Consider the following 12,795-nt stretch of genomic DNA (forward strand, 5'->3'; position numbering starts at 1 on the left):
CGCTGAGACAGCACAGCTCGGCAAGAAGGCCGTACACGGCTTCCCGTGTACGGCCTTCTTGCTGTACGGCCTATCCCAGTACGGCCTTTCGCACCGTTCGCTCAGAGCGAACCGTCGGTCGCGTCGCGTTTGCCCCACTGGACCTGCGCCCCGTCGAACCGAGCGGTCGTGGGCCGCGAGGGACGGGCCGCCGGGCCGAGAACGAAGACGTCCTCGGCGCCGTCGAGCACTCCGCCCGAGGGATCGTCGTCGCCGGACCGGCGCACCGGATCCCGTTCCGGCATGAGGATGTCGCGCACGATCATGGCGCACAGGTACAGCGTCCCCAGCAGATGCAGAGCGATGGCCCAGTGGTAGCCGTCGGCCGGCAGGCCCTTGTGGGCCTCTCCGCTGGTCGTGTACGCGAGGTACAGCCAGATGCCCAGGAAGTACGCCACCTCGCAGGCCTGCCAGATCAGGAAGTCACGCCACTTCGGCCGGGCGAGGGCGGCCAGCGGCACCAGCCACAGGACGTACTGCGGCGAGTAGACCTTGTTGGTAAGGATGAACGCCGCGACGATCAGGAAGGCGAGCTGGGCGAACCGCGGGCGGCGCGGGGCGGTCAGGGCGAGCGCCGCGACAGCCGCGCAGCACACCAGCATCAGCAGCGTGGCGAGCATGTTGACGGTGTCGATGCTGAGCGGGTCGTCCGAGTTCTGGGCCATGATCAGCCAGAAGGAGCCGAAGTCGACGCCCCGTTCCTGGCTGAACGTGTAGAACTTCGACCAGCCCTCGAACGCGAAGAGCATCACCGGCCCGTTCACAACCACCCAGGCGACGATCGCGCCGCCCAGAGCCGTCCCGAAGGCACGCCACTTGCCCGCGCGCCAGCACAGCACCAGCAGGGGCCCGAGGATCAGGAAGGGATAGAGCTTGGCGGCCGTGGCGAGCCCCAGCAGCACGCCGAAGGCGAGGGGGCGACCGCGTGACCACATCAGCATCGCCACGGCCGTCAGAGCGACCGCCAGCAGATCCCAGTTGATGGTCGCCGTCAGCGCGAAGGCGGGCGCCAGGGCCACCAGCAGGCCGTCCCAGGGGCGCCGGGCATGGGTACGGGTCACGCAGACGGCGATGACCGACGCGCACACCATGAGCATCCCGGCGTTGACCATCCAGTACCACTGCTCCTGGTACTGGATGGTGCCGCTCCCCGGCGTGAGCCAGGAGGCGACCTCCATGAAGACACCGGTCAGAACCGGGTACTCCAGGTACTGCATGTCGCCGGGGAGCCGGTCGAAGTACGGCACCAGCCCGTCGGCGAAGCCTCGCCCCTGATAGAGGTGCGGGATGTCCGAGTAGCACGCGTGCGTGTACTGGGAACTGGCACCGAAGAACCAGGCTCCGTTGAAGCAGGGCGCCTTCTGGACCAGGCCTAGAGCGAACATGCCGATCGCCACCAGCGCGATCACCCGCACGGGAGTCCACCGGGACGCCCCGAGCAGGGCACGTCGCCCCAGCGGGCCGCCGATCAGCTCGCTGCCGGCCGCGGCGACCTTGTCCTCCTTGGTCGGCCGCACCGGGTCCGGTTCGTGGACGCTCGATTGCGTCGATTCTGCACTGGGCATGCCGCACATCCTGCCGTACGTCTCTATCAATACGCCGAGGGCCGCCGTACCCGGGTGGGTACGGCGGCCCTTGTTTCACGTGAAACGGATTCGCGTTTCACGTGAAACACCCAAGCCGGGCGATCGGTCGGCTATCCCTCAGGGCCTCCGAAGATGCCTCCGTTGCCGTTTCCTCTGGTGTTGCCGCCGTCCTCGCTCGTATCCGTTGGCGAGGGCGAGTTGCTCGGCTCTCCGCCCGTTCCGCCGTTCTCCGTTCCACCGTCTTCCTCATCGCAGCCGAAGAAGCCGCAGGTGTCACTGGGCGAGGGCGACGGCAACGACGGCGTCTCGCTGGGCGTGGCGCTCGGGGACTCGGTCGCGGTCTCGCTGGGCTCCACGCTGGGAGTCGGCGTCGGCGTCGGAGCGCCCACCGCGTCCTGGATGTCGCCGATCTTCTCGGGCTCCGGGAAGCCGAGGTCGGGCTTGCCCTTCAGCGCGGCCTTCATGTACTCGGTCCACACCAGCGTGGGGACGTCACCACCGTGGATGGACACCTCGCCCGCCGTGCCGTTCATGGAGAGCAGCTTGGCGCTCTTGGGGTCCTCACGGAACATCGCGACCGAGGTCGACAGCTGCTGGGTGTAGCCGACGAACCAGGCCGACTTGTTCTCGTCCGTCGTACCGGTCTTGCCGGCCGCCGTACGGCCCAGGGACAGCGCGTTCTTGCCCGTACCGTTCTGGATGACGTTCTCCAGAACGTTCGTGACGTTGTTCGCCACGTTCTCGGACATCGCCTGCGTGATCCTCGGCTTCTCGAAGCCGGGGACCTCGTCCCCGTTGAACTTGACGCTCGTCACCGAGTACGGAGCGGCCTGCTTGCCGGCGGCGGCGAACGTCGCGTAGGAGTCGGCCATGCGGATGGCGCTGGGAGTCGACGTGCCGAGCGCGAACGACGCGTTGAGACCGGCGAAGCTGCTGTCCAGGATGCCGGCCTTCTCGGCCAGGTCGGCCACGTTCTTCATCCCCACGTCCATGCCGAGCTGCACGAACGGGGTGTTGACGGACTGTTCCATCGCCTTGCGCAGGGAGATGTATCCCCATGGGCGATCGCTCTCGTTCTCCTGGAAGAAGGGCGTGTTGTCCTTCTTCATGACGTAGGAGCCGTCGTTGTTCCTGATCTTGAGATGGTCGTTGCCGTTGTACTTGCTCAACGGCGAGAGGCCGACTCCGTCGCTCCGGTAGGTGCCGTGCTCCATCGCGGCGGCGAGCACGAACGGCTTCCACGTCGAACCGACGGGGACACCCGAGGTGTCCGCGTTGTTGTTGAAGTGGCCGTTCTCGTAGCCCGCGCCACCGTAGAGCGCGACGATCGCGCCGTCCTTGGGCTTCACCGACGCCGCACCGAACTGGACGTGCTTGTCCAGCTCGCGCTTGTCCGGGTCGAGCTTCTCCTTCTCGACCTTCTTGACGGCCTTGGTCAGCGCTTCGACCTTGGACTTCTCGAAGGTTGTCTTGATCTGGTAGCCGCCCTGGTCGAACTGCTTCTCCGTGATGTTGGAGTGGTTCAGGACGTACTTCTTGGCCGTGTCCGCCAGGTAGCCGATCTGGCCGCTCATACCCTTGGCCGCTTTGCGGTCATCGGGCGTGGGGTACCTGCTGATCGCCTTCTGGTAGTCGACGTCGGAGAGCTTCTTGTCGTTGTGCATCTGCTGGAGGATCCAGCCCCAGCGGTCCTTGGAGCGCTTGAGGTTGGCGTCCTTGCTCGCCGAGGAGTCGAGGCTCTCGTTACCCGCGGGGTCGTAGTACGTCGGACCCTTGAGCAGGGCTGCGAGGAAGGCGCACTCGCTCGGCTCGAGCTCGACCGCGTCCTTGCCGTAGTACGTCTGGGCGGCGGCCTGGATGCCGTACGCACCACGGCCGTAGTACGAGGTGTTGAGGTACCCCTGGAGGATCTCGTCCTTGGTGAGCTTGGTGCCCACCTTGATCGAGATGAACATTTCCTTGAACTTACGGGTGACCGTCTGGTCCTGGCTCAGGTAGGTGTTCTTGACGAACTGCTGGGTGATCGTCGAACCACCCTGCGTGTCGCCGCCCCGGGCCATGTTCGCCAGAGCCCGGGCGATACCCATGGGGTCGACGCCCGAGTCCTGGTAGAAGCTCTTGTTCTCGGCCGAGATCACGGCCTGCTGCATGGCCTTGGGGATCTTGTCGATCGTGACGTTCTGTCGGTTCTGGCCACTGCCGGTCGCGATCATCTGCTGGCCGTTGGACCAGTAATAGACGTTGTTCTGCGACAGCGCCGCGGCGTTCTCCTCATTGGGGACGCCGACCATGGCGTACCCGATGCCCGCCACGGCCACCAGGCTTCCGAAGAAGCCGATGCACAGTCCGGAGACGAGCCTCCAGGACGGCATCCAGCGTTGCCAGCCGTACTTGCCGGCCCGCGGATAGTCGATCAGCCGCTTCTTGTCGTACATGACCGCGCGGCCTGCGCCCCGCCCGGGCCCGTTCGGCCCGCCGGGCGCGGCGCGCCGGCCGCCACGTGTCGGTTCGGCCGCTCTGCGGCGGCCGCCCCCACTTCTCTGCGCCGCACGCCGGGCCTCCGCACGGCCGCCGTACTGGCGCTCCTCACCCCCCGAGTCGTAGGAGTCCGACCCATAGGAGTCGGACGGAGACCCGGTGGCGCCTCGCGGTGCCGCGCGGCGGCCGGAGGACGGGCCGGACTGGCCGCGTCGGGTCGCGGCACGTCCGCCTCCCTGCGGCTGCGGCGGTTTGCGACGGTGCTCGCTCATCGAACGACTACTCCTCGGGCAGGCGCACCCCTGCGCGCCTGGAAACGGCAGCTTGTTTCCGGTCCCCCCGAAGTACGGATGCGGTCGGCTCCGCATTCATCGGTCCCGCATGCACCCGTACTACACCGAAGACGAGGACGCCCTCAGGCGTCCCACGGTTCCCGGTGATGTGCATGGCGCACAGACTACGCACCACCAAAACCTGCCGAGGACCGAAGTTCACCTCAAATCAGGCAACTCGCGTCCGACGAATCGGTGATGTGACCCCGGTCACCACACCCCCTCTTGTCGCATCCGTAAGGCCGTTCTATCGTCGTGATGTATCGAGTCGATACATCAGCTCGACACATCGCACCGAGACATGGGTACCGCGGGAGAGAGAGGAGGCGACGATGAGCCGGCGTTCCGGGATCCTCGAGTTCGCCGTACTCGGCCTGCTACGCGAATCTCCGATGCACGGCTATGAGCTGCGCAAACGACTCAACACATCACTGGGTGTGTTCCGTGCGTTCAGCTACGGGACGCTGTATCCCTGCCTCAAGACGCTGGTCGCCAACGGCTGGTTGATCGAGGAGCCGGGGAACACCACCGAGGACGCCCTTGGAGCCCCCCTCACGGGGCGGCGCGCCAAGATCGTCTACAGGTTGACGGCGGAGGGCAAGGAGCACTTCGAACAGTTGCTCTCGCAGACCGGGCCCGACGCGTACGAGGACGAGCACTTCGCCGCTCGTTTCGCCTTCTTCGGACAAACCTCACGCGATGTACGCATGCGCGTACTGGAAGGCCGCCGCAGCCGGCTGGAGGAGCGCCTCGAGAAGATGCGCCTCTCCCTGGCCCGGACCCGGGAACGTCTCGACGATTACACGCTTGAGCTTCAGCGCCACGGGATGGAGTCCGTGGAGCGCGAGGTGCGCTGGCTGAACGAGCTCATCGAGAGCGAGCGGGCGGGGCGGGACCTCAACGGTTCCTCCTCCGGGGAGCCCGCTTCGCGTGACACCACATCTGGAGCGTCGGGCGGCCTGCCCCGGCCGGGGGGCGACCCCCGTCCGGATACGCCCGACGACACCGCCACGTGAGAGCCCTTTGACGGGCCTCACTCATACACACAGGGAGCAACCGGAATGGGTTCGGTTCGCGTAGCCATCGTCGGCGTGGGCAACTGCGCCGCCTCGCTGGTACAGGGAGTCGAGTACTACAAGGACGCCGACCCGGCGTCCAAGGTGCCGGGCCTGATGCACGTCCAGTTCGGCGACTACCACGTCCGCGACGTCGAGTTCGTCGCCGCGTTCGACGTGGACGCCAAGAAGGTCGGTCTCGACCTCGCGGACGCCATCGGCGCCTCCGAGAACAACACCATCAAGATCTGCGACGTGCCCAGCACCGGCGTGACGGTCCAGCGCGGTCACACCCTCGACGGCCTCGGCCGGTACTACCGCGAGACGATCGAGGAGTCCGCCGAGGAGCCGGTCGACGTCGTCCAGGTCCTCAAGGACAAGCAGATCGATGTCCTCGTCTGCTACCTGCCCGTCGGCTCCGAGGACGCGGCGAAGTTCTACGCCCAGTGCGCCATCGACGCCAAGGTCGCCTTCGTCAACGCCCTTCCGGTCTTCATCGCCGGCACCAAGGAGTGGGCGGACAAGTTCACCGAGGCGGGCGTCCCGATCGTCGGCGACGACATCAAGTCCCAGGTCGGCGCCACCATCACGCACCGCGTCATGGCGAAGCTGTTCGAGGACCGGGGCGTCGTCCTGGACCGCACGATGCAGCTGAACGTCGGCGGCAACATGGACTTCAAGAACATGCTCGAGCGCGACCGCCTCGAGTCTAAGAAGATCTCCAAGACGCAGGCCGTCACCTCCCAGATCCGCGACCGCGAACTGGGCGAGGGCAACGTCCACATCGGCCCGTCCGACTACGTCGCCTGGCTGGACGACCGCAAGTGGGCCTATGTCCGCCTCGAGGGCCGCGCCTTCGGTGACGTCCCGCTGAACCTGGAGTACAAGCTCGAGGTCTGGGACTCCCCGAACTCCGCCGGCGTCATCATCGACGCCCTGCGCGCCGCGAAGATCGCCAAGGACCGCGGCATCGGCGGCCCGATCCTGTCGGCCTCCAGCTACTTCATGAAGTCCCCACCGGTCCAGTACTTCGACGACGAGGCCCGCGAGAACGTCGAGAAGTTCATCAAGGGTGAGGTCGAGCGCTGACGCGCCGCAACGAGTCGCTCCTGCCAGGGCTGTGAGGGTCCCCGGGTCGTACGACCCGGGGACCCTCCCCGTATGTGAGGCTGTGCCCCATGGCCGTCGTCCGTGACCTGCGCGTCCTGTTGCGCTTCCAGGGCTTCCGGCGTCTGCTCGCCGTGCGCCTGCTCTCCCAGGGCGCCGACGGCGTGTACCAGGTCGCGCTCGCCGCGTACGTCGTCTTCTCCCCGGAGAGGCAGACCTCGGCCGCGGCGGTCGCCTCCGCGATGGCGGTGCTACTGCTCCCGTACTCCCTCGTCGGCCCCTTCGCCGGTGTCCTGCTGGACCGCTGGCGGCGCCGCCAGGTCCTGCTCCACGGCAGTCTGCTGCGTGCCCTGCTGGCCTCGGCGACGGCCTTGCTGATACTCAGCCCGGCCCCCGACTGGCTCTTCTACGTCTCCGCCCTGTGCGTCACCGCGGTCAACCGTTTCGTTCTCGCGGGTCTCTCCGCCGCCCTGCCGCGCGTGGTCGACGCGGAGCGCCTGGTCATCGCCAACTCCCTCTCCCCGACCGCCGGAACGCTGGCCGCAACCGCGGGCGGCGGCCTCGCCTTCGCCGTCCGCCTGGTGGTGGCGGACTCCGACGCCGCCGTGGTGCTCGTGGCAGCGGGGCTGTATCTGTGCGCGGCCGTGGCATCGCTGAGCATGGCGCGGGAACTTCTCGGCCCCGACCGGACCTTGGTGCGCGAGCGGCTCGGGTCCGCCCTCACGGGCACCGCGCGCGACCTGGTGGCCGGCGTACGGCATCTGGCCGCGCCGGAGCGCAGGGAGGCCGCCTGGGCGCTCGCGGCGATGGCGATGATGCGGTTCTGCTACGGCGCTCTGCTGGTCATGCTCCTGATGCTCTGCCGGTACGCGCTCGCCTCGACCACGGACGACGGACTCGCCCTGCTGGGACTGGCGTTGGGTGTCTCCGGCGCGGGTTTCTTCGCGGCGGCCGTGGTGACGCCCTGGGCCGCGGGGCGGATGGGGCCGGGCCGTTGGATCGTCGTGTGCGCGGGGGCCGCCGCACTGCTGGAGCCCGCGCTGGGGCTGCCGTTCGCGACCACCCCGCTGATGGTCGCGGCCTTCGTCCTGGGGCTGACCACCCAGGGCGCGAAGATCGCCACGGACACCATCGTCCAGTCCTCCGTGGAGGACGGCTTCCGTGGCCGGATCTTCTCCGTCTACGACGTTCTCTTCAACGTCTTCTTCGTCGGCGCCGCCGCCGTGGCGGCCCTGATGCTGCCTCCGGACGGCCGATCCGTGACGCTGGTGATCACGATCGCCGTTATCTACGCGACAGTATCGGCGACTATGGCCCGGTTTGGTCACCAGTAAGTGTCACATCAATGACACAGAGCCACTTCTGGCTACTGGGTTGTCAGTGGGGCCCGATAACTTACGTGCGTCTTATCTCGCGACATGTTCGCGTCATTCACCATGTACTAGGGGGACCCCCGAATGACCACTCCGCCGCCCCAGGGCAATCCGTTCGCACAGAACCAGCCCGCGGGTCAGCCCCAGGCTCCGTACCCGCCGCAGGGCGGCTACCCCCAGCCCGGACAGCCCGGCTTCCCGCCCCAGGGCGCTCCGTACGCCCCGGTCCCGCCGCAGCCGTCCGGCCGCAAGCTCAGCTTCAAGACCATCAAGAACATCGTGATCGTCATCGCGGTGGCGGGCATTGCCATCGGTGGCTACATATCCAGCCGGGACGACGCCAAGACGGCAGCTGTCGGCGACTGCATGCACCGCGGCAGCACCAGCGACGACAACCCGGACCTCGAGGTCGTCAAGTGCAGTGACGCGAAGGCTCAGTACGTGGTGCTGGCCAAGATCGAGGGCTCGTTCCTCACGGACACGCTGGCGTCGAGTAAGTGCGAGTCCGCGGCCAAGGACTTCCAGTACTCGTACACCGAGAGCGGCGACGGCAAGGACTTCCTGCTCTGCCTGAAGGACCACAAGAAGTAGGGCAGCCACGCAGACGCGGAGAGGGGCGGTGTTTCACGTGAAACACCGCCCCTCCGGTTGTCTCCTGCGGGGTCATGTTTCACGTGAAACATGACCCCGTTTCACAGCCTCAGCTCTCCTGCTCGGCCCACCACTCCTTGAGTGCAGCCATGGCGACATCGTGCTCCATCGGCCCGTTCTCCAGCCGCAGCTCCAGCATGTGCTTGTAAGCGCGGCCGATGACCGGGCCGGGACCGACGCCGAGGATCTCCATGATCTGGTTGCCGTCGAGGTCCGGGCGGATGGAGTCCAGCTCCTCCTGCTCCTGAAGGCTGGCGATCCGGTCTTCCAGGCCGTCGTACGCACGCGACAGGGCCATCGCCTTGCGCTTGTTGCGCGTGGTGCAGTCCGAGCGGGTCAGCTTGTGGAGGCGGTCGAGGAGCGGGCCGGCGTCACGGACGTAGCGGCGGACCGCCGAGTCCGTCCACTCGCCGGTGCCGTAGCCGTGGAAGCGCAGGTGGAGCTCGACCAGACGGGAGACGTCCTTCACCAGCTCGTTGGAGTACTTGAGGGCCGTCATGCGCTTCTTGGCCATCTTCGCCCCGACCACCTCGTGGTGGTGGAACGAGACCCGGCCGTCCTTCTCGAAGCGACGCGTGCGCGGCTTGCCGATGTCGTGGAGCAGGGCGGCCAGGCGGAGCGTCAGGTCGGGGCCGTCGTCCTCCAGCGCCATCGCCTGCTCCAGGACGATCAGCGTGTGGTCGTAGACATCCTTGTGCCGGTGGTGCTCATCACGCTCCAGGCGCAGGGCGGGCAGCTCGGGCAGCACACGGTCGGCGAGGCCGGTCTCGACGAGCAGCGTCAGGCCCTTGCGCGGGTGGCGCGACAGGACCAGCTTGTTCAGCTCGTCCCGCACCCGCTCGGCCGAGACGATCTCGATACGTGCGGCCATCTCCGTCATCGCCGTGACCACCTCGGGGGCGACCTCGAAGTCGAGCTGAGCCGCGAAGCGCGCGGCCCGCATCATCCGCAGTGGGTCGTCAGAGAAGGACTCCTCCGGGGTGCCAGGAGTGCGCAGCACACGTGCCGCGAGGTCCTCGAGCCCGCCGTGCGGGTCGACGAACTCCTTCTCCGGCAGCGCGACGGCCATCGCGTTCACGGTGAAGTCACGGCGGACGAGGTCCTCCTCGATGGAGTCGCCGTACGACACCTCGGGCTTGCGCGAGGTCCGGTCGTAGGCCTCCGAACGGTAGGTGGTCACCTCGATCTGGTAGCCGTCCTTCTGGGCACCGACGGTGCCGAAGGCGATCCCGACCTCCCAGACCGCGTCGGCCCACGGGCGCACGATCTTGAGTACGTCCTGGGGACGGGCGTCGGTCGTGAAGTCGAGGTCGTTGCCGAGCCGGCCCAGCAGCGCGTCCCGGACCGAGCCGCCGACCAGGGCGAGTGAGAACCCGGCCTCCCGGAATCGGCGGGCGAGGTCATCGGCGACAGGAGCGACCCGCAGCAGTTCACTCACCGCACGGTGCTGCACCTGGCTGAGGGCACTGGACGTTTCTTCGTTGGCGTTCGGCACAACAGAAGAGGGTACGTGGCCCAGGCGGCCATGAGCTCCCCCTATTAGGCGTGCGGACTCGTCATTACGCGTGCGGACTCGTCCGTGAATAGACGCACAAGACCCGCCCATGGGATGTAAAGCGCCGCTCCCTTCTATACGGTCACATACCGGGCAGGACGCTGTCGGCCCGCGATCTTGTGGAACGGACCGCGGCACTTCCCCTCAGCGCGCATCGTTACCATGCGTGGACGCACATTCCGACGACCACTGAACGACGACGAGGGACGGGCGAAGCGCGTGGCCGACGCGGCAGACTTCCAGGGGACCAGTGCCTCACCTGCCCGCCGGTGGCTGCGGCGCACCGGGGCACTGCTCGCCGGTGCGCCCCTACTGGCCGGGCTGCTCCAGCTGTCCGCCGCGGCCCCGGCGGACGCGGCCGGACAGGAGGCCCCGCAGGCGGTCGGCGGCACGGGCTCGGTGGCTGTCGCTGTCGACTCGCTCACCCCCACCGCCCCCACCGACGGGGACACGGTGACCGTGCGGGGCACGGTCACCAACAACGGCAAGCAGGCGGTCACCGACGCCCATGTCGATCTGCGGGTGGGCCCCTCGCTCGACACCCGCTCCTCCATCGACGCCCTCGCCAAGAAGAGCGACGACGTCCAAGGGCCCGCAGGCAAGGCGGTCGGCGGCAAGTACAGCGAGAAGTTCTCCAAGCTCACCCCCGGCGTGGCCGAGCCCTTCAACATCTCCGTGCCGGCCGACGAGCTGGACCTCGGCCCGGACGGCGTGTACCAGCTGGCCGTCGCGCTCTCCGGGGAGACCTCCGCGCAGCCCTGGGACCAGGTCCTGGGGGTCCAGCGCACCTTCCTGCCATGGCAGCCCGAAGAGGCCGGGACCAAGACGAAGACCACGTTCATGTGGCCGCTCACCTCCACCGTCCATATGACGGCCGAGACAGGGTCGAACGAGCAGCAGACGCCGGTCTTCCGCAACGACGACCTCGCCGAGGAGATCGCCCGGGGCGGTCGTCTCGACCAGATGGTGTCGCTGGGCAAGGGTCTCGACATCACCTGGGTGATCGACCCGGACCTGCTGGCATCCGTCGACGCGATGACGCGGAACTACGAGGTCAGAAGCGAGGACGGCACCACCACCCCCGGCCGGAACCAAGCGGTGGCCAAGCAGTGGCTCGCCGAGCTCCAGCAGGCGGTGACAGGCAAGGAGATCGTCGCCCTGCCCTTCGGCGACCCGGACCTGGCCTCCCTCGCCCACAACGGCACGAACGTCACGGGCTCGCTGAACCACCTCAAGGACGCCACCGACGCCGCGGTCAGCACGGTGGAGACGATCCTCCACGTGGAACCGTCCACCGACTTCGCCTGGCCCGCGGACGGCGCCGTCGATCCGTCGATCGTGAAAGTCGCGACCTCGGCGGGCGCCGACAAGGTGATCGCCCGCAGCGACAGCCTCCAGGACAACCTGTCGTACACGCCCTCCGCGGCCCGGCCCGTCGGAGGCGGCACCACGGCGGTCGTCGCGGATTCCAGGATGTCCACGGCGTTCCAGGGCAACCTGACGAAGGCCTCCGCGTCCACACTCGCCGTGCAGCGCTTCCTGGCCCAGAGCCTGGCGCTCGGCCTGCAGAGCGGCAAGCAGCGCAGTGTCGTCGTCGCCCCGCAGCGCATGCCCTCCGTGAGCCAGGCGCAGGCCATGGCCCAGGCGCTGGGGACCCTCCAGAGCGGGAACTGGGCCGAATCGCAGGACCTCGCGGACGCCGCCAAGGCCAAGCCGGACCCGGCGGCCAACACCAAGGTGCCCTCGACCCGCGCGTACCCCGCCTCGCTTCGCAACCAGGAGCTGTTGCGGGCCGGCTTCGAGCAGATCGCGGAGACACAGGGCAAGCTCGACCGCTTCAAGGTGATCCTCACCGACCAGTCCCGGGTCGTGACCCCCTTCGGGCGGGCCATGAACCGCGAGATGTCCACGTCGTGGCGTGGCCGGGGCGTCGCGGCGGCGGGGTATCGCGACGACGTCGAGTCGTACCTCGACGGGCTCACCGACGGGGTCAAGCTGATCGAGAAGTCGGAGACCAAGCTCTCCGGCCGCAGCGCCACGATCCCTGTGACCGTCCAGAACAACCTGGTCCAAGGCGTCGAGCACCTGGAGCTGCGGCTCACCTCGAAGAACCCGACGCGCCTGAAGATCGGCGATGACGCCTACGAGGAACAGCGCGTCACCGTGAACGGCGGCCACAGCCAGTCGGTGAAGTTCACCACGTCCGCCAACGCCAACGGCCAGGCGAAGGTCGTCGCCCAGCTGTACACCGAGGACGGCCAGAAGTACGGCGCCCCCGTCACCTTCGACGTGAAGGTCACCGAGGTCACGGCCACCGTGATGCTGGTCATCGGCGGCGGTGTCCTGCTCCTGGTCCTCGCCGGCTTCCGTATGTACACCCAGCGCAAACGCGCCGCGGCCCGCGAGGCGGACGAGGACGGCACCGCCGAGGCGGACGACGACGCCGAGAACCCGCAGAACCCCGAGGCCCCCGGCGACCGTCTCAAGCAGGAGACCGATGCCGGATCGCGGGCGGAGGGCCCGGAGCAGCCGAGTGACCCGGCCCCGGACACCGCAGCGGAAAACGCCGACCCGTCCGGCACGGGTGAGAGAGTGGACCGTTAGATGTCGTGGCCGGTG

Annotated in this window: 8 protein-coding genes; 5 read left to right on the forward strand and 3 right to left on the reverse strand. The window is 67.9% G+C overall.

Features of this window, described 5'->3' with window-relative positions; all coding sequences use genetic code 11:
• Positions 1–101: 101 nt before the first annotated feature.
• Both ACFZBT_RS18065 and ACFZBT_RS18070 read right to left on the reverse strand, forming a co-directional pair.
• Positions 102–1,613: a glycosyltransferase 87 family protein gene (locus tag ACFZBT_RS18065; RefSeq protein ID WP_391104468.1), complete on the reverse strand. Its 1,512-nt coding sequence runs from the start codon at positions 1,611–1,613 to the stop codon at positions 102–104.
• 122 nt (positions 1,614–1,735) lie between these two features.
• Positions 1,736–4,375, reverse strand: a complete 2,640-nt coding sequence (locus ACFZBT_RS18070; RefSeq protein WP_391104269.1) for a transglycosylase domain-containing protein — start codon at positions 4,373–4,375, stop codon at positions 1,736–1,738.
• Positions 4,376–4,767: 392 nt separating this feature from the next.
• On the opposite strand from ACFZBT_RS18070, the gene ACFZBT_RS18075 reads away from it, so the two are divergent.
• The 4 genes from ACFZBT_RS18075 to ACFZBT_RS18090 all read left to right on the forward strand — a co-directional run bounded on the left by ACFZBT_RS18075 (position 4,768) and on the right by ACFZBT_RS18090 (position 8,561).
• Entirely contained in the window at positions 4,768–5,451 is a 684-nt protein-coding gene (locus tag ACFZBT_RS18075; protein ID WP_391104272.1) for a helix-turn-helix transcriptional regulator, read from the forward strand.
• 45 nt (positions 5,452–5,496) lie between these two features.
• Entirely contained in the window at positions 5,497–6,579 is a 1,083-nt protein-coding gene (locus ACFZBT_RS18080) for an inositol-3-phosphate synthase (RefSeq protein ID WP_003991493.1), read from the forward strand.
• 89 nt (positions 6,580–6,668) lie between these two features.
• Entirely contained in the window at positions 6,669–7,931 is a 1,263-nt protein-coding gene (locus tag ACFZBT_RS18085) for an MFS transporter (RefSeq protein ID WP_391104276.1), read from the forward strand.
• 123 nt (positions 7,932–8,054) lie between these two features.
• The gene (locus tag ACFZBT_RS18090) at positions 8,055–8,561 is read left to right on the forward strand and encodes a hypothetical protein (protein WP_391104279.1); all 507 of its coding nucleotides are present in this window, start codon (positions 8,055–8,057) and stop codon (positions 8,559–8,561) included.
• 109 nt (positions 8,562–8,670) lie between these two features.
• Here ACFZBT_RS18090 and ACFZBT_RS18095 read toward each other — a convergent pair whose 3' ends face one another.
• Entirely contained in the window at positions 8,671–10,116 is a 1,446-nt protein-coding gene (locus tag ACFZBT_RS18095) for a CCA tRNA nucleotidyltransferase (protein WP_391104282.1), read from the reverse strand.
• A gap of 279 nt (positions 10,117–10,395) precedes the next feature.
• Here ACFZBT_RS18095 and ACFZBT_RS18100 point away from each other — a divergent pair, with 279 nt between their 5' ends.
• A complete protein-coding gene (locus ACFZBT_RS18100) occupies positions 10,396–12,780 on the forward strand; it encodes a DUF6049 family protein (protein ID WP_391104285.1) in 2,385 nt (794 codons plus the stop codon).
• Positions 12,781–12,795 lie beyond the last annotated feature (15 nt).

This window comes from Streptomyces sp. NPDC008137 (assembly GCF_042957035.1).
GTDB lineage: Bacteria > Actinomycetota > Actinomycetes > Streptomycetales > Streptomycetaceae > Streptomyces.